Consider the following 21,518-nt stretch of genomic DNA (forward strand, 5'->3'; position numbering starts at 1 on the left):
GACGTCGAACTACCTACGGACAGATTGTCCGAGCGAATCCTGCACGTGCCGGAAACCTGCGTTCGTCATCCGGCCGCAGACAGTAGCCCGGCGCTTACGTCGACAGGATGAACGGGTGCGGGCCCCACGTACGCTCGGCCACACGGCGGCGCCACCCTGGTCGAAGGCAAGGAGTCGGGAGTGACTGAAGCCGAACGGTCCCTCGTGTTGTGGGACATCGACCGCACGCTGCTGTACGTCGGCGAGATCGATCGGCAGGTCTATCGCGAGACCTTCGCGGAGGTCGTTGGGTACCCGGTCGAACGTCTGCCAGCCCGGGGCACGGGCGTCACGATGCCCCTGGCGATCCGTGCGATGCTCATGGAGAACGGCGTTCCCGAAGGACGGGTGCCGGAGCTGCTGCCGCTCATGATCGAGCTTCTGCCGAATCGGCTGGCCGCGCACACAGCGGACCTCCGGCAGCACGGAAAGCTGATGCCAGGAGCTGTCGCAGCGCTGAGGGCGGTACAGGCCCGGGCGGATCTCATACCGACCGTCGTCACCGGCAATCTCAAAGCGAACGCCATGTTGAAGCTCGCGGCCTTCGACCTCGAGTCATTCGTGGACTCCGAGATCGGCGGGTACGCGTCCGATGACCACCACCGCCCCGCACTCGTCGGCATCGCCCAGAAGCGAGCACAGGCTAAGTACGGCGTCTTCTTCAACCACTCCAACACGGTGATCATCGGGGACTCGCTGGAAGACGTACGCACCGGCAAGGACGGAGGCGGCGTCCCCGTCATCGGCATCGCATCCGGTACGACATCAGCGGCGGAACTCGAACGAGCCGGCGCGGACGTCGTTCTCCGGACTCTGGAAGACGTGGAGGGACTGGAGACCGCGATCGCGGAGCTCCTCTCCTAACCGGTGGCGGTCACCAGCTCGACGATTTCCTGAGCGCAGCCCCACGACGGCGTGACGCCGGAACCGCCGTGGCCGTAGTTGTGGAGCACCGGGACTCCGTCACTGCGGCTGTCCGCCTCGACACGCCCCTCGGAGCGCGTTGGCCGTACTCCGACTCGTGATGCGACGACAGGAGCCTTCGCCAGTCGAGGTTTGACTGCTGCGCACCGCTCGGTGATCGCTCTTGCCGCGACGGGTAAAGCGGTAGCCGCCTCGTCAAGGGTCGTTCGTGGACGCGGTGGACGGGCATCGTCGACGTCCGCTGCGGGACTGTGTGGCGGGCCGACTCGACGTTGTCGCTCCGGTCCGCACGTTTGGCTGGTCGCGCGGTGAGCGTCCGCTGAGCCCGTTCCGGTCCTGAGAGGACATCGTCGACGCCGACCCATCAAACTGTCCTCCATGGCGAGCAGCTTGATCACGACAGTCATCGCAATCTGCGGCACCCTGCTCGGCAGCGGTCTGACAGCGTTCGCGACCGCGCAGACCGAGCGGCGCCGAAACGAAGCCCTGGAACAACAGCAGATACGCGAAGAGGCTGCGCGGGATCGCACTCTGCGTCGCGAACTGCGCCTCGAGCACCGGAAATGGCGCAGGGACCGCAGGCAGGCCGCCTACCAGGGCCTGCTGGACGCTGCCCACGAGGCTCAAGGGGCCATTTGGCAGCTGGGGCGACTGACGGTGGAACCGTTTGACCAACACCGCTATGACATCAGGCGGGGTGCAGCCATCGATGCCGTGCGTGCGACTCGCCGCGCAGCCGACGCAGTTCAGCTGGAAGGACCAGCCGATGTCGCCCAGGCCGCCGACGAGTATGCGAAAGCTATAGATCTGAATATCGAGCCGTCAATCGAGTCCCTGATACAGCTGAGCAAAGGGCCACTGAGCGAGGAGCAGCAGGAGTGTTATCACTCCACTGCTGCCGAGGGGAACGCCCTCGTAGAGAGCTGTCAGCAACGTTTTGTTCCCTTGGCTCGCCAGGCGTTGGACGAGTTGATGAACGACATCGATTAGCCCATCCGCATCCCCGTCGAGCCGACCACGGATCGACGGGGATGCGGATGCGTCCGCTCGGACCGTCCCATGGGGTTCTCTCGCAGGAAGTAGCGCTGGCCCCCGACGGCATCCGTCGGGGCCCCACCCACCCGCGCACGGCCAGATCCCGGATGGTGATCAGCATGCTCGGGATACAGGGATAGAGTCATGTCCCGTGCAGCCGCTGGCGCTTTTCGATCTCGACAATACGCTGGTCGACCGGCAATCCACGCTGGCCAGCTGGGTCGCCGCCTTCCTCGTTCGCCATGGTCTCCCTGGCGCGTTCGAGTCCTGGCTCTACGAGCTGCTCGCGGATCGTGCCACCCCGGCGCACTTCGCTGAACTACGCGACCGCTTCGGTATCGCCGAGCCCGTCGACACGCTATGGAACGGCTACTGCACCGACATCGCAAGCACAGTCGTCTGCCCACCCAAGGTGCTGACCGGGCTGGAGGAACTGCGTACCGCCGGCTGGCGGATCGGCGTCGCAACGAATGGAGGCACAGACATTCAGCAGGCCAAGTTGCGCGCCACTGGAATCTTCGACCGTGTGGACGCCGTATGCATCTCCGAAGAAGCCGGCCCACGCAAGCCCGACCTAGCCATGTTCCAGGAAGCTGTACGCCACTGCGGCGGCGCGCACGACGATGCCGGCAAGTGGATGGTCGGGGACAACCCGGTAAACGACATGGCCGGAGCCCGGGACGCCGGATTCCGGACCGTATGGATCGGCTGCGGCCGATCATGGCCGGAAGAGCTGCCTCCGCCCGACCATCAGGTACGGGATGCCCGTGCCGCGATCGATCTGCTGCTCGCGATCGGCCCAGCAGGGAAACCCGCATGAGCCAAGCCAGAATCACTGTGGGAATACTGCATCCCGGCCGCATGGGGGCAGCTGTCGCCGGCCAGCTCCGCCGACGCGGGACGACAGTGTTGTGGAGTCCCCACGGCCGGAGTCACGCCACTACCGCGCGGGCGGCGGCAGCCGCGCTGGAACCTGTGGATGATCTCTCTGTGCTGCTTGCACGCGCCGACGTCGTGCTCTCCCTGTGTCCTCCTGCGGCGGCTGAAGACGTTGCCCGGCAGATCGCAGATCATGGTTTTGTCGGGAAGATCTTCATCGAGGCGAACGCCATCGCCCCACAGCGCGTGCGTCGCATCGCGCATATGCTGCCGAAGGTGACCGTCGTCGACGCCGCGGTGATCGGCTCGCCGCCGGTCGGCGGCAAACGGCCGAAACTCTACGCCTCCGGCCCTTCCGCCGCCCTCGACCGTCTCGACGACCTCTTCGCCACAACGGACGTACAGGTCTGCCCCCTCGGGGAGGAGATCGGCAAGGCTTCGTCGCTCAAGCTCGCCTACACGAGCTACCAGAAGGCCTCGCGAGTCCTGGCCGCTGTGGCGTACGGCTTGGCGGACGCCAACGGAGTCGCCAGCGAACTGCTGGACATCGCCCGCCAGCGCACTGGAAGCTACTTGGCCGAGACCGAGTACATCCCGAAGACCGCCAGCCGCGCATGGCGCTGGGGTCCGGAGATGGAAGAGGCTGCCGAATCGCTCGCTGAGGCGGGTCTGCCGGACGACCTCATGCGCGCCTCCGCCGCCATCCTGTCTCGCTGGGACCGTGCACGGGATGCCGATCTGAGCATCAGCGACGCCCTCGATCACCTGCGTGGTGACACTGCCCCGCCGGTCAGCCCTGAGCGTTGACCAGCTCGTGGATCTGGGTGGCGGCCTCCTGCGGAGACACCAGTTCCGTGTGTACGGTCAGGTCCCAGACAGCACCGGGATGCTCTGCCAGGTCGCGCTCCGTGGCGTCCCACGCCTCAAGCCGGGCTGGGGTATCGCCGTCTCCTCGTGCCGATGACCGCTGCTCGGTGATCTCTCGCGGACACCACAGCAGCACCCGCTGCCAGCGGGCCGGGAATCCGTCAGCGACGGCCTGGAGCCCGGCGATCTGTCCGAGGTGGATCAAAGGGATCTGTCCGTCCGCGGTGGCATCACGCAGGCCGGGCTGGTCGACCACGTATGTGTTGCCGTACCGGTCGTTGCGGTAGAGGACATGGCCACGGGCCTCCATCTCCTTCAACTGCTCCGGCGTGCCCATGCGGTATCCACGGGTTCGCCCGCTTCCGATCTTGAGCCGGGCGAAGGGGACGTAGCGCGGATCCAGGGCTGCGAGCGCAGCTGTGACGGTGTCCTTGCCCGCGGCTGGCGGTCCGTACAAGAGAACGCCTTGGCGGCCCATCAGAACACCGTCCCGGCGACCTGACGGACCTGGTCAGTGAGCGATATGGCCGCGCCGAGTCGATTGTCGACCGCGAGGTGCGGAACGGCGGGGCGCATGTCGGGGTCGATGGTGGCGGCGTAGTCGTCCCAGTGCTGGAGCTTCCAGGAATCCCGGGCAGCCGAGCGGAAGCTGATGTACTCGTGCATGGTGTCGATGTCGCATTGAATCCAGATCGGCGAGACCGAGACGTTTCGCGCTTCGCACCGGTTGACGAAGCGCTGCATCCAGCGAGCGTCGGCGAATTCGGTGATGAAGGGTGCGGTGAGGACCGTGCTGATCGAGCAGTCCACATTAGCGTACGCGGCTTCCAACAGGCACTGGTACTCCAGCGGCCGTACCTGCTCGCGGTACAGCGCGGTGTGCCGATCGTTCGGATCACTGCCCAGGGCGATGAGCAGGCGTTCCACCAGCGGCCGGGTGATCGGGTCCTTGTCGAGCACGGGCCAGCCGGTGAGCTGGGAGAGGAACCGCGCGAACTCAGACTTCCCGCTGCCCGCGTAGCCGCCGACCATGACCAGCGTGGGCCGGTTCGGATCGCCACCGGTATGTCGGCGTTTCCACGCGTCGAGGATGCGCTGCTGCAGCTTGGGGCCGTCAGCATCTCCGCCGGCCGGTGCGATCTGCAGCAAGGCGCGCTCAACGGCCAGGATATGAGCACCGTTGTGCTGTTCGCTGGACGGGGTGAGCTGCATCCGGGTCTCTTCCCCCGGCAGCCCGCGCCGGAATCCGAGCTCAGGCTCGGTGGCCCGGTAGAGAAGGCAGTACGCGCGCCGGTAGTGCGGGCCGGGGTAGACCTCGCCTTGTTCGTGTTGCCACAGGGTCTGGAAGTTCGCGGCGGGAACCGTCAGTCCTGCGGCTCCAGCCACCTCTCGGAGCCTCTCTCCAGCACCTTCCAGCGTCAGCCCATGCGCTTCGCGCTGCTCCCGTAGTCTCTCCGGCTGCCATCCCGCGCGGACCTTGCCCACGTCCCCTACCGCCTGTTCCAGGTTCGCCATGTTCAGGAGGCTAAGTCTGCCCCTCATGAACGCATGTGTAAGCGGATGTTGAAAAGCCGTGTGACTGCGCGATGAGCAGCTTCGATAACTGTGCGTGATACTCCGGGCACGCCACTGCCGGTCTCATGGTTCCCGACAGAGCGGGGGCCAACATCCTCCGTGAGGCGCAACCGAAGTCACCGGACACGAGCCCATGAGCGGACGGAGCCTCCCGAATGGTCACCCAATCGCGGTGCGTTGTTGATCGAAGCCTCCTCCGGCCGTCCCTTAGCCTCGAAGATTTCCGTCCTACCTGAACGCGGAAGCCAACTCTCCTACCGGGCCTTGCATCTCACTGACGATCCGTCAAGGTCCTTGCACAGAAAGCCTACGGACAGCCTGTCCGCTCACACGAGCACGACAGTGGAATGGTCTGAGACCGGGAGATGACCGGCCAACTCCCGCCATGGAGCCGGGCTACCGGAGTACGGCTTGTGAAGCCTGCGGATGTTGAGAGCCACGGGGCGGCGCGACGCCCCGGACCAAGACCACCGACTCCCAAGGAGGTGCTACCAACGTGGACGCATGGGCAACCCCGAGAGGATTCGCCGACGACGTGGGGCCGATGGCAGCAGGGATCTTCCGGGCGGAGGCGGAGTTCCGTTCGGCGGCCAGTAGCTTCGGTTTCCTCCCGGTGCAGGTGTCGCCGGTTGGCTATGCGGCGACATTCGAGCAGTTCGGTACAGCGGCAACGGGGCGAATCTTCAGTTTCGCAGACCTGGGCGGACGAGAACTCGCCCTGACGGCGGACTCCCTGGTCGCCGTGCTGCGGGCGATCGCAGGGTCCGGGGAGTTACGGCACGGTCAGCCTGTTCGGGCTGCCGCCTGCGTCCCCGTGGCACGGTATCGACACAAGCGCCGCCGAGGCTGGACACAGGCTGTCGCTGTCCTGTGCAACGAACAGGACGAAGTCGGCGCGGACCTGACACTCCTTCGTCTCTGGACCGCTCTCCTGAGTGGCCGCGCTCCGGGCGCAGGCTTCCGCTACTGCGACTTCGACATGATCGACACGCTGGCGGAGGACGAAGGGCTCTCGCTGGTGCAGGCGCGGACTGTCCTGCACCAAGACCGTAAGGAGCAACCAGTCGTTGACCAGCGCGCGATGGGCTTCCTACGGCGGTACCAGGAGCTTGTCGCGCTTTGTGAGAACTCTGACGCGGAGCAGTCCTTATCGGCGATCGAGCGTGCCGAACCACTGCTGCGATCCCGGACCAGTCATGTACGCCAGGTGCTCAGCACGGCAGGAGGGCTGGGCGCTGCCACCGCCTTCTCCATGGAATGGCCACGTTCAACCGAATACGGCGCTGGGCTGAGCTTCATCGTGCACGACGCGGACGGTCGAATGCTCGGGGATGGTGGCGGTTACCACCACGTCGTCCGCGCCCTGCGGGAAGACATACAGACCTGTTGGAGCACCGCCGTCTCGGTCGAGTTACTCGCTGAGCTGGTACCCGAGAGTCCTACGCAGCAGGTCCACCTGCTGAAGGTCCACGGCTCCGCTGACCTTGACTTTTTCCTCGCGGCAGCGAGTGAGCTCCGCGCCTGCGGCATGCAGGTGATCGAACACTGGCGTCCCGCACGTCTCGGCCGCGAGCTCAAGCGCATGCCCCGTGACGAGCTGGTCTGGTTCGCCCTCGTCGGCGAACGAGAGCAAGCCAGTAGCTCACTGACCCTCCAGAACACGGCCGTCGTCGGCCGCACGCGGCAGGTCCCGGTCAGGTCATCCCTCGCCGATCGGCTGACAGGCCACGTGGTGGCTCCCCGACGTCCCGAAAGGAAGCAGGCATGATGGCCACCACCCCCTCCCCCCTCCATCAGAGCATCGGTGACAGGTCGGCTCGGATCACTGTCTGGGGAGCCGGATTCATCGGGCTCTCCGCAGCCGCCGCCTTCGCCCAAGAAGGCTTCCGCTGCACGATCGTGGACGTGGACGCCTATCGGGTCCGCTGCATAAACGACGGTACGGTGCCGCTACCCGGCTTCGAAGACAAGATCCACCTGGACCCGCGAACACTCCGGGACGGCCGGCTCCGCGCGGTTGCGCCGGACGACACGGAGGCGCTCGCGGCCCAGATCCATCTCATCTGCGTCAACACTGATCGCGGCGGGAAGGCTTTCCGGGATCCCCTCGAAGTCGTACTCAAGGCCATCGGCTCCGCGTACCGGGCGGACAAGGAGCTGTTGGTCAGCATCGAGAGCACGGTGAGCGTGCGCTGGTTGGACCTGGTGCTTCCGCTGCTCACGGGTGCGACTGGGCTGGTGGAAGCTGGGATCCATCTCGCGACGGCCCCACGCAGAGACTGGCTGCTGGACCCGGAGATGAACCTGCGCAGCCTGCCCCGGGTGATCGGCACCCAGAGAGCGGCATCCCAGGCCCTGGTCACCGATCTGTATGGGACCGTCAGCGACGTGGTGCACGTGGCCGGCGACTGGACCCGCGCGGCCCTGTCCAAGTCGGTTGAGAACCTCTATCGCTATGTGGACCTGGTGTTGACCAACCAGCTCGCAACGGCCTATCCGGATCTGGACATGGCAGAGGTGTTCCGGCTGGCCGGGACCAAGTGGAACGTCCCTGCCCTCCATCCCTCGATCGGAATCGGCGGCTACTGCATACCGCTCAGCCCGCACTACGCCGGCGACGGACTCCTCGGCGAGGGACAGTTGCCCCTCGTGGACAGCGCGCTCGAATGGGACGCCACTCACCCCGGCAGGGTTGCCCAGTGGCTGACCAGCAAGTTCGACGGTCCCATCGGCATCCTCGGCATCAGCTACGCACCCGACGTTCACGTGCCCCAGGGTTCTCCGACTCTCGCCCTCGCGGCAGCACTGTCCGCCAGCGGGGCGGACGTCCGACTCCACGACCCCTTTCTCTCAACGGAAGAAGTCCTCGCCCGCGGGGAGGGCGCGAGCGCGCTGAGCTGGCCGGAAGACCTGGCATCGGTACGGACACTCGTCATCGCCACCCCGCATGCGGCGTACGCGGATCTACCCGAGCGCCTGTCGGCCCTTGCCGACCCGCCGACTGTGATCGACAGCCTCGGCCGGCTTCGCGGAGCATTTGCCGGCACCAAGGTCCGCTACGTGGAAATGGGCACTCCGACCCTGATCGACGGATCGTCAGCTTCGGAGCCGGCCCGATGAGTGCAGACGAGGATCTGCCCATCGGTACGCGGGCCGAGATGGACACACCGCCCCGTACCGTCATGGTTGTCGTCGCTCACGCGGACGACGCCGAGATCGCTGCCGGGGGGACGATCACTCGCCTCAGTGACGCGGGCGTGCGGGTCGTCACGGCGGTGCTCTCTCTCGCGGAGGCCGGCCCCAGCGCGGAACAACGAATCGCGGACACCGAACGAGCCGCCGGCCTCCTCGGCTACGAGCTTCGCTGGCCCCGCGGGGAGCCCGCGCTCCAGGTCTCCGACTACGGGGAGGTGGCCCTCGTCGCCACCCTCGACCGGCTGATGACGGAGATAGCTCCGCAGACGGTGCTCACCCACTGGCGCGGTGACGGGCATGTCGACCACGCCCTGACTGGACGAGCCGTCGCCGCAGCTCTGCGCAACCACCGGGCGGACCTGTTCTCTCTTCGCCCCGCCGAGCCTCGAACGATCGCCACCTCGCAGTTCTGCCCCACCGTGTTCGTCGACATCACCGACCAGTTCAAGCGCAAGGCCGAGGCCCTCGAACCATTCACCCGGCCTCGTCCGGGCTTCCGGCCCGTGGACGGTGCCGCCGTCCAACTCGCTGACCGCTTTCACGGCCAGCTCAGTGGCACCGAGTACGCCGAAGCCTTCGCCTTGGAACGCCAGCACGGACTCGGAGCAGCACTGCCCCAGGGCTGAGCAGACAGCGGACCAACTCGACTCGCACGTACCGACAGAGGGGAATTCCGATGGCCAACGCCACGCATGTGAGCCTCCTGACCGCTCTGGACGCCGCCGAAGACCGCGAACCCGTCCTCAAGAAGATCGCAGCTCTTACCGCAGATCTCCTACACAACACCGGGCGGGGACTCCAGCTCGCCGAGGCAGACCTCGCCAACCTGGACCTCGCGGACGCCGACCTGACCGGTGCCGTCCTCAACCGCGCCACTCTGCACGGCACCTCGCTGCGCAGGGCGCTCCTGGACCGGGTCACCATGATCTGCCCGGGAATGGAACGGACTGATCTGACCGGCGCCAGCATGCGCGACGCCTACGTCCACGCCCTCGCCGCACAGACCTCCGTCTTCGACAACGCCGACCTAAGCAATCTGCGAGACGCCACCGGCAGCCTCTTCCACGGCTGCTCCATGCGAGGCACCGCCTTGCCCAACGGCCACCTGGCCGGCACCACCTTCTACCAGTGCGACCTCGAAGGATCCGACCTCAAGGCCGCCAACCTGCAGGGCGCGAGCATCAACGAATGCGTACTGCGCAAGACCGCCTTCGACAACGCCGTCGCCGATCAACTGACCATGACCAAGAGCGACATGGCCGGAACCCGGCTCAACGGAATGACCGGGACCGGTGTCGTCATCCAACGAGCCACGAACTGCGACGGCCTCGACCTCAGCGGAGCGAGACTGCCCCGCCTGCGCCTCGACGGTCTTCGCGGCGGCAACGTGGTCGCGCGCGACCTCCATGCACCCGACGCAGACATCGGGCACTGCAGCCTGCCCGGCATCGACCTGAGCACAGCCGCCCTTCCCGGGCTCAGGCTGCGCGACAGCGACCTGACACGCGCCAAGCTCTCCTCGGCCAGCCTCGTGGCCGGCTCCGTGCACAGGAGCTGCCTGACCGAAGCCGACTTGGGGAACGTCCAGGCCGAGAACCTGCACGTGGTCGAATCACAGCTCCAACATGCCCGGATGGGTGGCTTCACCGGCCGCTGCGCCGTTTTCCGGGACGTGGACATGCGCGGTGCCGATCTCGCGCAGAGCAACCTCTACCGAGCGATGATCACCGGTGACCCGCCGCGCGGCATGTGTCTGGCCGATGCCTCACTCGCCGGCGCGATCCTCGTCCAGGCATACATCGCGGCCGACCTCAGCAACGCGAACCTGCGCGAGGTCAGCGCGGCGTACAGCCGGTTCAGCCAGTCGGACCTGACGGACGCGGACCTGACCGGAGCCGCGCTCTTCCAGTCCACCTGGGTGAAGGTGACGTGCCGCCGCACCAAGCTCGCGGGCATCAAGCCGCCGTTCTTCGCCGACCGGTGCACCGGACTCAAGGAAGCACTCAACGCCACGGAATCGCCGGACACGGCGGCCCTGAGTACCTACCTGACCGCCTTCGAAGGCGTCCTGCGAGGTGAGCGGCATGGCTCGACCTGAGCTGCCCCCCGGCTCCCGCAGTATCGACCTCAACTGCCTCGGCGAGCCCGACCGGGCCCTCGACAAGCCGCACTTCACGGCGGTCATCAATCTGCTCGGCCCCTTCCTGGATGCGAATCCTTCCGCGTCCCTGCTGGATATCGGCTGCTCGCTGGGTGGATTCCTTCAGCAACTCCGCACGCGCTGGCCGCAGCTGCGGTGCACGGGCATCGACGTGTTGCCGCAGGTGGTGGAGTACGCCCGCGGGCTTCAGCCGGGGATGGACCTGCGCGTTGGAAACGTTCTCGACCCGACGACGCTGCCGCGAAACCAGGACATCGTCACCTTGCTCGGCGTCCACTCGATCTTCGACGAACCGCTGATCTGGCTGGACGGTGCGCTCAGCGCGGGCACACCACAGGTCCGGCTGGCGGTCTTCGGGCTGTTCAACCCTGAGGACGTGGACACCCTGGTGCGGGTACGCCGCTCGGGCCCTGGCGCGCCCGGGGAATGGCAGAGCGGCTGGACCTTGTGGTCGCGGCGGACCGTCGAAGCAGGCCTGCGAGAGCGGGGACTGTGGTGGCGCTGGACAGCGTTGGCACCGCCCCGAACGGTGTCGCGCTGGTCTGAGGACCCGCTGCACTCCTGGTCCACCGAGGTCGACGGACAGCAGCGGCTGATCAACGGAAGTCAACTCATCCATCAACACGCTGTCCTTGAGATCGCTCGGTGCGCACGTGGAGGGGGGACATGATGCTCGGCGTCTCGACCAGCGTGTTGCAGGTCAAGTCGGACCTGGAGGCGCTGCTGGACTACCAGCCGGACCTCGTGGAGTTCTACACCTACCCGGTTGAGGCGCTGCCCCGGATCCGGAAGTTCTGCGCCGACCACGACATCAGGCCGGCGCTGCACACCCCGACTCCCCACCCGCAGCTGATGCCTCGCTACTGCCCTACGGGGCCTGACCCACAGGAGGCCGCTGCGGCGATCGCTGCCCTTGAATCCACGGTCAGGTGTGCGGCGGATCTTGGGGCGCAGCACGTCGTCGCGCACTTCCCGACGCCTTATCCGCCCTTTCCCGTTGAGGGGTTTGAAGACTTTGCCACGGCGTTCCTCGCGGAGGCCACCCGGCTCATCCAGCTCTTCCAGGTCCCGGTCCTGATCGAGAACATGACCGACAATCCTCACTGTGCGAGCGCCGAGCAGTACCTGCGGTTTCTCGAAGAGTGGCCCAACCTGGGTCTGTGCCTGGACATCGGCCACGCACACCAGCTAGACGGCCCTGAGGCAGTGCGATCCTTCGCGGACGTACTCGGCCCCCGCATCAAGTCCGTGCACCTCTACGACAACGATCGCTCAGGTTCTGGGCACCGGCCGTACCCGGCCCGGGGCAGCGGCACGCACCCGCAGGTCCCGTACGGCCTAGTAGCCCATGTCCTGCGGACTTGTCGTCCGGCAGCAGTCGTCCTGGAACACGACGCTGGGCATGGCCACCCTGACCGGCGCCTCCTTGAGTGGCTGCGCGAGCTGGCTGAGTGCCCGTCCCCGAGAAGGGATGAGCAGTGACCTGGATCGATCACAATGCGCCCTTGGTCACCACGGCTGACCGAGCCGCTGTAGACCGAGTGCTCCAGTCCGGCTGGATTGCCCCAGGGCCCGAACGCCGGCGCCTGGAGGAGGACCTGGTCGCGTACTTCGGCGCAGGCCGTACTGTCGCCACGACCTCGGGCACGCTCGCCTTGTTCCTCGCACTCGTTGGCCTGGACGCACCAGCCGGCGCTCTCATCGCCGTACCCACCTATTCCTGCGTGGCCTTGCTCGACGCCGTACGCCTGGCCGGCTGCCGCCCGCTCGTCGTCGATGTCGAGCCTGACGGACTGACCATGTCTCCGCAGTCGTTGCGGGACGCCTCCGACCGGATAGGGAAGCCGTACGCCGCCTTCGTGGTGCACACCTACGGTGCGACCGCAGCTCTGCCTGACCTGGCTGAGATCTGCCCCAACCTCGTCGAGGACTGCTGCCATTCGTTCGGGAGCAGGGGTCCGCACGGTGAACACGGGACCTTCGGGCGGGTCGCGGTGTCCTCGCTCTACGCCACGAAGGTCTTCACGGGGGCCACTGGGGGACTGTGCTGGAGCGCAGACGCCGAGATCTCCGAACGGATCACTTCCTACACCCAGGCGAGCTTTCGCAGCAGCCGTTGGCCCCGGATGACCCTCACCCTGTCCGACATGCACGCGGCGCTGGCTCGCTCGCAGCTCTCGCGGCTCGCCCAAGTACGGGAACGTCGGGCGTGGATCACCAACCAATACCTCGCGGCCTGCCCCGAGGCACTCGCACCGGCGGACTTGCCTGACCCAGGACGGCTCGTTTACCGGTTCGTTCTTCGGTGCGCCGACGAAGAGGAACGCGAGCGCCTCCTCGGCTTCTTCCACCTGCACGAGGTCGACGCGAGTCGATTGACACAGCGTCATGAACTGTTGCATCGAGAACTCGGGGTCGCCCCCGGCTACTTCCCTGTGGCTGAGGCCACTGTGGCCCGAACTCTCTCCCTGCCGTTGTACCCGGCCATGTCCGACTCGGACGTTCAGCGCGTCTGCGACCTGCTGACAAAGCTGCCCTGCTGACTGACTACATGGAGGTCCGCATGCCCCTACTCATCGATTCCGCCATTCCCCGCGCGCACCTGCCCGCAGACTGCGTAGCGGGACGGGACGTGGTCATCCACGCCCACGAGCTGGTGATCGAGCCTGGCGTACGACTCGACGACGGCGTCCGGCTTGTGGGCGACCGCATCCACCTGGGCCGCGACGTCCATCTCGGCGCGGGGGCCGACCTGCGCGCCGGCCACGTCAGCATCGGCGACAACAGTGAGATCGCCGCCGGCGTGCGGGTCCTCTGCGCCGACAGCTTCAGCACCGGGCCAGCCGCTCGCATCTGTACCGGCGTCGATATCGTCGCCCGCGCCTTCGACGCGGGCCGGCTCCTCTACGTGGGCCCGCACAGCACAGTTGGAGGCGGGGGCACACTCGAATCCACGGCCACCGTGCGCATCGGAGATCGAGTCACCGTCGGCCCGCACAACGTCCTCAATGCCAACTGCCTGATCGAGATCGGTTCGGACGTCGGTTCGGGCCAGTACGTCAGCATCTGGACCCACGGCTACCACTTCGCCCACAGTGTCCTCGACGGTTACGGCACCGCCTTCGAAGGCGTGCGCATCGGGAACAAGGTGTGGCTCGGCTACCACTGCTCCGTCATGCCCGGCGCGGACATCGGTGACAGCTGCATCGTCGCCGCTGGAGCCGTCGTCGCCAAGAGTTTCCCGCCCTGCCGACTCCTGGCGGGCGTGCCGGCCCGCGAAAAGGCCCTCTTCGAGCAGCCACCGCTCACGGATGACCAGGCCATGCACGAGGTCCGCCAGGCCCTGGCCGCCTGGCAGCGGGAGCTCGACTGGAAGGGCATGAAAACCGATTCGTCGGACGACCGCTGGAGCGTGCACCTTCCCGGGTGCACCAGGGTGGTCGAACTCTGGCAGGACGCGGCACAGGCCACGGCCCTCGACAGCGCTGCCGAAGGCCGCATCGTGGTGGCCCTCGACGGGGAACCGCAGACCTCCGTTGACGGCCTGCCGGTCTTCGTCCTGAGGCGCGGGCTGCTCCTGGGCCCGACGGACGACTTGGTCGAAGACCTGAGGGACCACCTGCGCCGCCGGACGATGCCCTGCGGGGACACCCGGACCTTCAACAGCATCACGCCGCTGCCCTTCCAGCGGCTCCAGCAGGCCATCACGCCCACGACCTACGGAGGGAAGGTATGACGTCCCAGACGGCGCCGCCGACCGACACACAGGACCTGAGTAACTATCTGGCGCTCAGTTGCGCCAAGCACTTGGACCGACTCGCGCTCTCGGACAGCCAGGCGCGTATGACGTACAGCCAACTCCACGCCGCTGTTCAAGAGGCGGCCCAGCTGATCCATGGCAGCACCGCGGTCAACGATGGACCGGTGCTCGTCCTCATGGACAACAGCATCGACAGCCTGGTACGCCTCTTCGCCGTCTGGAGGTCCGGACGCTGTGCGGTCCCTCTCGATGCCTCGGTGCCGGCTCCGGTGGTCATCAGCGCGGTGGACCGTACCGGTGCCGCGGCGGTCAGTCTGGGCGAGATCGAGCACTCCCGCGACGATCTGAGGGGACTGGGGGAGGCCGTGCCCGGTGGGCTCCGGATGTTGTCCGCGCCGGATGGAGAACGTGACCCGCTGCTTTCCGGGGCCGCACTGGTCATCTTCACCTCCGGTTCGACCGGGATCCCCAAGGGCGTGGTCCTCGGCCACACCGGCATCCTGGCCAAACTGGCCATGGTGCAGGAGGCGTTGGCCTACCAGCCTGGCGACCAAGCTCTCGCGGTGCTCCGGACGAGCTTCCTCTTCTGCCAGTGGGACATCCTGCTGACTCTCGGTACGGGTGGCTCGGTCCGGCTGTTGGACAAGTTCACCCCCAGCCGACTCTGCGAAGCGCTGGCGAACGAACCGGTCTCGCGCGTCGCGGTGGTCCCCACCATGCTCAGGCAGATCCTGCCGCTACTGGAAAACCAATCAGTACGCGACCCGCTGGTGCGGACACGCTCGCCCCAGCAGGTGGTCGTGGGCGGCGAACTGCTTCCCCCGCAGACCGGCGACCGCTACCGCACACTCCTGCCCCACAGCGGGATCTCCATCATCTACGGGCTGACCGAGACCAGCGCCCCCGACTTCGTCTTGCCCGCCGCCGACTACGACGCGCATCCAGACACCGTGGGCCGGGCCCTGAGCGGGGTGCGCTGGTACGTGGATGCTCCGGACCGGGCTGCCGCAGTCGGCGACTGCGGCGTTCTCGCGGTGTCCAGCGCCGGCGTCCTGCGCGGCTACCTCGGTCAACCAGAGCTGACCCGCGCCGCGGTGGAGGACGGCTTCTTCCGTACAGGGGATCAGGTGGAAGTTCGAAAGGGAGGCCGCATCTCAGTCCTGGGCCGCGGCACTGCCGTGGTCGTCAAGGGGGCGAACAAGATCGCTCCCGCCGAGGTGGAGGCCGTCCTGGAGCAGCACCCCCAGGTGGTCGACGCCTTTTCCTGCGGGGTCCCGGACCCGTTGCTAGGGGAGCGGCTCTGCGCCGTCGTCGCCCCGACGCCAGGGGACGAGCCCACGCCGGAGGAACTGATTCGGTGGATGTTCGAACGGGTCGAGCGGTACAAGGTGCCCGACGTGCTGTACGTCCGGGAGAGCCTGCCCACTGGATCCACGGGAAAGATCGACCGAGCGGAGCTCAGTAGCTGGGTCCTGCAGCAAACCCGGACGGCCTCATGACCGGCGGAGCAGGCGCCGTTGCCTGGGTCGACGGAGCACTCCTGGACGAGGCTGCGGCTCGCCCTGAAGCCTGGTCGCCCAGCTTTCACTACGGCTACGGCGTGTTCGAAGGCATCCGGGTCTACCCGACTCCCGGCGGCCCAAGCGCCTTCCGGCTCGCCGAGCACATCAGCCGCCTGTTCGCGTCGGCCCGTCTCTACCCTCCGCTGGACGTGATCCCCTGGACCGAGGAGGACCTTCGTCGCGCGGTCGTGGAGACCGTACGCGCCAGCGGACATGACGCCTGCTACGTACGCCCGGTCATCCATCTACACACAGGCGGCGTTGGGAACGACCCGACGGTCGGCACCGCGCGGGCGATAGTCCTGGTCACCGCCTGGGGTGGCCTCCTGCAAGCAGGCGATCTTCAGCTGACGATCAGTCCGTGGCGCAGGCCCGGCCCGGCGATCCTTCCGCCCGGCGCGAAAGCCAACGGAAGCTACGGCCCACTCATGCTCGCGAAGGCCGACGCGGTCCGACGGGGCTATGACGATGCGCTGCTCCTCGACGAGGCCGGCCACGTCGTGGAGTCAACCGGAGCCAATCTCTTCATCCGCATCGGAGACGAACTGATCAGCCCGGGACTGCCGCAGGGCGCTCTGCCGGGAATCACGCGATCGAGCGTCTTCGCCCTGGCCCCCGCGGCCGGCCTACAGGTGACCGAGCGGTCGCTCCGACTGGACGAGGTCCTTGGCGCCGACGAGCTGTTCCTCACGGGGACAGGTGCGGAGATCCGCGCCGTGCGCTCCGTCGAGCACAAGACCATCGGGAACGGCACCAGCCCGGCCGCCGACGAGCTTGCCAGTCGCTATCAAAAGGTCGTCCGGGGCCTTGACCCCGCCTGTGGCGACTGGCTCACCCCCTGCAATCCCTCATCACTCAGCACAGGAGGAGCAGCATCGTGATCACCCGCTACGACCACCGCAGTGTCGAGCTCCAGGACGAGCACACCGAACAGGCATGGAGCGCCTACCGGCTGTCCGACATGCCGCAGATCCTGGATGGCTACCACAAGGCCGTCGTCCTGGCGGCACTCATGCGCACCGGAGTGCTCCAGCGGCTGCGAGAGGGCCGCACGGACCTCGGCGACCTCCTCGGCACTCTTGACCCCTACTTTGGCGAGAAGCTGCTCGGCTGGCTCTCCACCGCCGGATACACCCAGCGTGTCGACGGCGGGTACGCCCCCACCGAGGCTGGCGCCGCACTGTTGAGCGACACCGCTCTCGCGCAACTCAGCTTCTACATCGAGGCGTACGGTCCGGTGACGCAGCGCATCGAGGACCTTCTGAGGGGAACCGCGCGCTACGGCCACGACATCCAGCGCGACGGCGCGGCGCTGGGACGCAGCTGCAACACCCTGTTCGACCTCTATCACATCGATGTGGTGCTCGAAGCCTTCGCCCGGCGCAGTGCGACCTGTGCCCTGGACCTGGGGTGCGGGGCTGGCGGTTTCCTCATCGAGGCCGCCCGGCGTGACCAACAGTTCCGCGGCATCGGACTGGACATCTCGGAAGGGGCGATCGCGGAAGCTTCCAAGCGGGCCGTGGAGGCGGGCGTGGCCGAGCGTGTGTCCTTTCACGTCGCCGACGCCTTCGACGCGGCTACCTGGCCGGCGGCCTGCACGCGGGCCGACGCGCTCTTCGCAGCCGGCGTCCTGCACGAGCACTTTCGGCAAGGGGAGGAGGCGGTCATTGAGATCTTGAACCGTTTCGCCGCAGCTTGGGACAGGGGGCTCAAGTCGATCGTTCTCGGGGAGCCCGAGCTGTACTACGACAGGCAGGACAACGACTCTGACCTGGACCTGGTGCACATCCTGACGCTCCAGGGCTTCCCGCGCAGGCACAACGGTTGGCTCGACCTCTTCCCGCGCTCTGACCTCGCGTGCCGCGCGGTCTACTCGCGACGCAACGCCGGCCCGCGCTTCGCGTTCTACGACCTGGTGCCGCGCAGGCTCGAGGGCACTGAGTAGAACGTCCGAGCCGCGCTCGCTCGTGGCTTGCCGGAGCTGAACCCGGATCCGGCAAGCCACGAGCGGAGGCCCTCTTGACACATGCAAGATCGACACACCGCAACTGCGCCGCTGCTAGGCTGACGATTCGTCTGTTTCCGTGGCGGACTTCGCTTCGCTTCTCGTAGAAAGGCACCCCTGGTGGGACGTTTGTTGCCGACAACCCCGTATCGCGGCACGAGGGACTTCCTCCCCTCGGAGATGTCCGTTCGGCAGCAGGTCTTCCATCAGCTCTACGAAGCGATCGAGCGCTACGGCTTCGTCCGCTATGACGGCCCCATTCTGGAGTCGGCGGAGATCTACGAGGCGAAGTCCGGCCAGGAGATCGCCAACCAGCAGCTCTACTCCCTCACCGACCGAGGCGGTCGCCGGCTCGCGCTGCGCCCGGAGATGACGCCGTCGGTCGCCCGCATGATCGCTGGCAACGCCGGACAACTTCAGTTGCCAGTTCGCTGGTACAGCCACGTCATCTGCCACCGCTACGAACGCCCACAGCGCGGCCGTATGCGAGAGCACCTGCAGATCAACGTGGACATCTTCGGTTCGGACAGCGTGAGCTGCGAGATCGAGATCTTCGAACTGATCCACGACATGATGGCCGCGATCGGTGCAACCAGGGATATGTGGGTGCTACGGGCTGGCGACCGCGTCCTGCTGGAGAGCATCCTCCTCGACGTGGTCAAAGTCCCTGCCGACAAGCTGCAGGAGACATCGTCACTGATCGACCGATGGGCGAAGTACCCCCGCGAGCAGCTCGTCGCCGACGCCGAGGGTCTTGGGATCGACGAGAAGCGGTTCGAGCTTCTCGAAGAGGTCCTGAGCAGCGGTGCTGGCGTCTTGGACTATGTCTCCGAGGAGGCCCGCAGCCGGTCCATGCTGGCGCAGATCCTGGCGGGTGACTCCCGGGACCTGGTCACCTTCGACCCCTTCATCGTGCGTGGCCTGCAGTACTACACCGGAACCGTGTTCGAGGTCTTCGACCAACACCCCCAGAACAGCCGCTCGCTCTTCGGCGGTGGCCGGTACGAGGACTTGGCCGGGCTCTTCACGACCCAGAGGATTCCGGGCATCGGGTTCGGCATGGGCGACGTGACACTCCACGACTTCATGGAGGGACACGGGCTGCTGCCGGAGCCCCGCGCCGAGGTGGACGCCGTGGTGATCCCTGTCGGTGCGGACTTGCTGCCTGATTGTCGGACCGTCGCCCGGGACTTGCGGCTGGCTGGCATCCGCACGTCTACGCCGTTGGAGCCTCGAAAGCTGAGCAAGGAGTTGGTGCGCGCCGACCAGGTCGGGGCCCAGGTCGCCGTCGTCATCGCTCCAAGTGAGTGGGAGCGCGGACTCGTAGCGGTTCGGAACCTGGCCACCCGCGAGCAGATCGAGGTGACCCTCAGCGAGGTCGTTGGACAGGTGAACAAGCTCCTCGGACGCTGACCGAGGACCTGGACGCGCGGGCGACTGTCGGACTGACGGCCAGTCGCCCGCCGTGGTCCCCTTTGCTGTCCAGCGGTCCGCCAACGGCGCAGGAGCTGCCCGTGACGGCGTGCCCTGCAACGACCTCGCAGGGTTCTGGCAACTGGCTAACTACCATGACGACGTGGCCGTCCCGATCTATCCCCCCAAACCCAAGCCCGGCGACTGCGTCGCGGTCGTGTCGCCTTCTCGTGGCCTGCCCGGAGAGGTGCCACTGCCCTACGAGTTGGGACTGCGAAGGCTTCAGGAAGACTTCCAACTCAGGGCTGTCGAATACCCCACCACCCGCACAATGGGAGCGTCCCCGCAGGCTCGCGCGTCCGACATCAACGCGGCCTTCGCTGATCCCCAGGTCAAGGCAGTCATCGCCAGCGTCGGCGGCTCCGACCAGATCACAGTGCTGCGCCACCTCGACCGCGATCTGATCCGCGCCAACCCGAAGCCGTTCTTCGGCTACAGCGACAACACAAACCTGGTGCTCTTCCTGCGCAGCCTGGGCATTGTCAGCTTTCACGGCGGGATGGTCATGACTCAGTACGGCCGACCCGGCGTATTGCACCCCATGACAGCAGAATCCCTGCAAGCGGCACTCTTCACTTCCGGCGAGTTCGAACTCCGGCAGACACCCCAGTTCGGCGAGGTCCTCGGCTCCTGGCAGGATCCGAGGACCTTCGAGGTCGAACCACAGATGGAACCCGCCGATGGCTGGATCTGGCACAACGCAAATCGCGTAGTGGAAGGGGCCGGCTGGGGAGGCGACCTGGAGATCGTGTCTTGGCTACTGATGGCGGACCTGGCAGTGCAACCGGTCGAGGTGTACTCCGGTGGCGTGCTGTTTCTGGAAACCGGCGATTCCATGCCAAGCGCCGAGGAAGTGTATGTGATCATGCGCAGCATGGGAGAGCGAGGTCTGCTCGAACAGTTTTCCGCCTTGTTGATGGGCCGTCCGAAGACGTGGTCCCGTTATCGCACACTGGACGCTGACCAGAAGGCACAGTTTCGCAAGGCACAGCGAGAGGCAGCGTTGCGAGCCCTGACAGAGTACGCACCTCAGGCGGTGGCGGTGTTCGACGTCGACCTTGGGCACACGGACCCGCAGCTCGTAATCCCCTGCGGCGGGACTATCCGCGTAGACGGGCCAGAGCGCAGGGTCTTCGTAACATACTGAGGACCGGCCAGCCGCGAAGGTCGGCCGTCCCTGCTGAGGCATGGGACAAACCTGTTCTGTTGATCTCCCCACCCTTCGTGTGACCTTGTCCGGTCTCTTCGCGTGATCTTCTCCGGCGTGTCGAGTCGGCCCGGGAGTGTCGTGGAGAGCCTGTGTGAGCCATGAGTTCGGCCTGGTCGGGGGCCTGAATGCTCACGCGGGAGGGAGACGTGGATGCTCACGCCCTGCATCGCAAGGTATGGACGATCTCTGCGATCGCGCGGCATTTGGGCCGGAACTGCAAGACGGCCGGTACCGATCTGAACGGTGAGTGCAGTGAGGCGAAGAGCATCTGCGGTCGACTCCAAGAATCGCCATCACCGAAGTCCCACGCGTCTCGCCCCTCGTGCTGCAGGGGCCGAGTGCCGCGTGACGAGGCCCCGCCCAGCGCCGCTGACCGAGAACGCCCCCAACCGAGTTAGGACCCCTCTTGCACCACTCCGCGATGCCCCCTGCCCTCGTACACCACCACCCCAGCACCGAGGGCGAAGCCTCCTTGCCCCGCCTCTACCGCCCCGAGGAGATCGCCGAAGCCCTCGGCTGTTCCGCCTGGTGGGTGAAGGATCGTGCCCGACGCGGCCTCATTCCGCACACCCGCGTCGGCCGCGCCTACCGCTTCACCGCCGAACACCTCGCCGAGATCATCCGCCTCCACGAAGAGCGCCCGGTCCGATCCGTCGGCAACCCGGTGGCCGGTCCCGAACCGGCAAGGCCTCACCGCGTACGAGCTCGTGCCTCTCAGCCTCCCCGACCGACCAAGGCCACCACGCCGGGGCGTCTGCGTGCCCGGCCACCGCGCCGCACCCAGCGCAAGTCCGTCGCGTAGCGCGCCGCGCCAGCCATAAGCCAAGGGCAGG

At 66.7% G+C, this 21,518-nt stretch carries 21 protein-coding genes; 18 read left to right on the plus strand and 3 right to left on the minus strand.

The features are described 5' to 3' along the window. Positions 1-180: 180 nt before the first annotated feature. On the plus strand, positions 181-903 hold the full coding sequence (locus ACIBAF_RS21740) for an HAD family hydrolase (RefSeq protein ID WP_399464908.1): 723 nt from the start codon (positions 181-183) through the stop codon (positions 901-903). On the opposite strand, the gene ACIBAF_RS21745 is transcribed toward ACIBAF_RS21740, so the two are convergent. Further along, positions 900-1,370: an FAD-dependent oxidoreductase gene (locus tag ACIBAF_RS21745; protein ID WP_399464910.1), complete on the minus strand. Its 471-nt coding sequence runs from the start codon at positions 1,368-1,370 to the stop codon at positions 900-902. The genes ACIBAF_RS21740 and ACIBAF_RS21745 overlap by 4 nt on opposite strands. Between ACIBAF_RS21745 and ACIBAF_RS21750 the strand changes: the two genes are divergently transcribed. The 3 genes from ACIBAF_RS21750 to ACIBAF_RS21760 all read left to right on the plus strand — a co-directional run bounded on the left by ACIBAF_RS21750 (position 1,342) and on the right by ACIBAF_RS21760 (position 3,684). Continuing rightward, on the plus strand, positions 1,342-1,953 hold the full coding sequence (locus ACIBAF_RS21750; protein WP_399464912.1) for a hypothetical protein: 612 nt from the start codon (positions 1,342-1,344) through the stop codon (positions 1,951-1,953). The two genes, ACIBAF_RS21745 and ACIBAF_RS21750, sit on opposite strands and share 29 nt — an antisense overlap. A 196-nt stretch (positions 1,954-2,149) precedes the next feature. Then, positions 2,150-2,818 (plus strand): HAD family hydrolase, encoded by a 669-nt coding sequence (locus ACIBAF_RS21755; protein ID WP_399464914.1) that lies wholly within the window; start codon positions 2,150-2,152, stop codon positions 2,816-2,818. Beyond that, on the plus strand, positions 2,815-3,684 hold the full coding sequence (locus tag ACIBAF_RS21760) for a DUF1932 domain-containing protein (RefSeq protein ID WP_399464915.1): 870 nt from the start codon (positions 2,815-2,817) through the stop codon (positions 3,682-3,684). Before ACIBAF_RS21755 ends, ACIBAF_RS21760 begins: the two co-directional genes overlap by 4 nt. Here the strand turns inward: ACIBAF_RS21760 and ACIBAF_RS21765 are convergent. Both ACIBAF_RS21765 and ACIBAF_RS21770 read right to left on the minus strand, forming a co-directional pair. After that, positions 3,668-4,222, minus strand: a complete 555-nt coding sequence (locus ACIBAF_RS21765; RefSeq protein ID WP_399464917.1) for a guanylate kinase — start codon at positions 4,220-4,222, stop codon at positions 3,668-3,670. The genes ACIBAF_RS21760 and ACIBAF_RS21765 overlap by 17 nt on opposite strands. After that, complete coding sequence (locus tag ACIBAF_RS21770; protein WP_399464919.1) at positions 4,222-5,259, minus strand: AAA family ATPase; 1,038 nt, start codon at positions 5,257-5,259, stop codon at positions 4,222-4,224. The genes ACIBAF_RS21765 and ACIBAF_RS21770 overlap by 1 nt, the downstream gene beginning before the upstream one ends. A gap of 556 nt (positions 5,260-5,815) precedes the next feature. Here ACIBAF_RS21770 and ACIBAF_RS21775 point away from each other — a divergent pair. The 14 genes from ACIBAF_RS21775 to ACIBAF_RS21840 all read left to right on the plus strand — a co-directional run bounded on the left by ACIBAF_RS21775 (position 5,816) and on the right by ACIBAF_RS21840 (position 21,487). After that, positions 5,816-7,087, plus strand: coding sequence for an ATP phosphoribosyltransferase regulatory subunit (locus ACIBAF_RS21775; RefSeq protein WP_399464921.1), 1,272 nt, complete (start codon positions 5,816-5,818; stop codon positions 7,085-7,087). Next, on the plus strand, positions 7,084-8,439 hold the full coding sequence (locus ACIBAF_RS21780) for a UDP binding domain-containing protein (protein ID WP_399464922.1): 1,356 nt from the start codon (positions 7,084-7,086) through the stop codon (positions 8,437-8,439). The genes ACIBAF_RS21775 and ACIBAF_RS21780 overlap by 4 nt, the downstream gene beginning before the upstream one ends. Next, entirely contained in the window at positions 8,436-9,140 is a 705-nt protein-coding gene (locus ACIBAF_RS21785) for a PIG-L deacetylase family protein (RefSeq protein WP_399464923.1), read from the plus strand. The genes ACIBAF_RS21780 and ACIBAF_RS21785 overlap by 4 nt, the downstream gene beginning before the upstream one ends. Positions 9,141-9,190: 50 nt before the next feature. Further along, positions 9,191-10,612, plus strand: coding sequence for a pentapeptide repeat-containing protein (locus ACIBAF_RS21790; protein WP_399464924.1), 1,422 nt, complete (start codon positions 9,191-9,193; stop codon positions 10,610-10,612). Continuing rightward, on the plus strand, positions 10,599-11,345 hold the full coding sequence (locus ACIBAF_RS21795) for a class I SAM-dependent methyltransferase (RefSeq protein WP_399464990.1): 747 nt from the start codon (positions 10,599-10,601) through the stop codon (positions 11,343-11,345). Before ACIBAF_RS21790 ends, ACIBAF_RS21795 begins: the two co-directional genes overlap by 14 nt. Beyond that, complete coding sequence (locus tag ACIBAF_RS21800) at positions 11,342-12,157, plus strand: sugar phosphate isomerase/epimerase family protein (RefSeq protein ID WP_399464925.1); 816 nt, start codon at positions 11,342-11,344, stop codon at positions 12,155-12,157. The genes ACIBAF_RS21795 and ACIBAF_RS21800 overlap by 4 nt, the downstream gene beginning before the upstream one ends. A 23-nt stretch (positions 12,158-12,180) precedes the next feature. Next, positions 12,181-13,218: a DegT/DnrJ/EryC1/StrS family aminotransferase gene (locus tag ACIBAF_RS21805; RefSeq protein ID WP_399464926.1), complete on the plus strand. Its 1,038-nt coding sequence runs from the start codon at positions 12,181-12,183 to the stop codon at positions 13,216-13,218. 20 nt (positions 13,219-13,238) lie between these two features. Next, positions 13,239-14,411, plus strand: a complete 1,173-nt coding sequence (locus ACIBAF_RS21810) for a DapH/DapD/GlmU-related protein (protein ID WP_399464927.1) — start codon at positions 13,239-13,241, stop codon at positions 14,409-14,411. Then, positions 14,408-15,934: a class I adenylate-forming enzyme family protein gene (locus ACIBAF_RS21815; RefSeq protein ID WP_399464928.1), complete on the plus strand. Its 1,527-nt coding sequence runs from the start codon at positions 14,408-14,410 to the stop codon at positions 15,932-15,934. The genes ACIBAF_RS21810 and ACIBAF_RS21815 overlap by 4 nt, the downstream gene beginning before the upstream one ends. Beyond that, on the plus strand, positions 15,931-16,878 hold the full coding sequence (locus tag ACIBAF_RS21820; RefSeq protein WP_399464929.1) for an aminotransferase class IV: 948 nt from the start codon (positions 15,931-15,933) through the stop codon (positions 16,876-16,878). The genes ACIBAF_RS21815 and ACIBAF_RS21820 overlap by 4 nt, the downstream gene beginning before the upstream one ends. Next, positions 16,875-17,942 carry an SAM-dependent methyltransferase gene (locus tag ACIBAF_RS21825; RefSeq protein ID WP_399464930.1) on the plus strand — a complete coding sequence of 356 codons (1,068 nt, stop codon included), beginning with the start codon at positions 16,875-16,877 and terminating at the stop codon, positions 17,940-17,942. The genes ACIBAF_RS21820 and ACIBAF_RS21825 overlap by 4 nt, the downstream gene beginning before the upstream one ends. Positions 17,943-18,122: 180 nt before the next feature. After that, positions 18,123-19,415, plus strand: a complete 1,293-nt coding sequence (hisS, locus tag ACIBAF_RS21830) for a histidine--tRNA ligase (protein ID WP_399464931.1) — start codon at positions 18,123-18,125, stop codon at positions 19,413-19,415. Between the two features lie 163 nt (positions 19,416-19,578). Beyond that, on the plus strand, positions 19,579-20,622 hold the full coding sequence (locus ACIBAF_RS21835; protein ID WP_399464933.1) for an LD-carboxypeptidase: 1,044 nt from the start codon (positions 19,579-19,581) through the stop codon (positions 20,620-20,622). 484 nt (positions 20,623-21,106) lie between these two features. After that, positions 21,107-21,487, plus strand: a complete 381-nt coding sequence (locus ACIBAF_RS21840; RefSeq protein WP_399464934.1) for a helix-turn-helix domain-containing protein — start codon at positions 21,107-21,109, stop codon at positions 21,485-21,487. The last annotated feature ends 31 nt before the right edge of the window (positions 21,488-21,518 follow it).

Origin of the sequence: Streptomyces sp. NPDC051677, from assembly GCF_044453465.1 — a bacterium.
GTDB lineage: Bacteria > Actinomycetota > Actinomycetes > Streptomycetales > Streptomycetaceae > Streptomyces.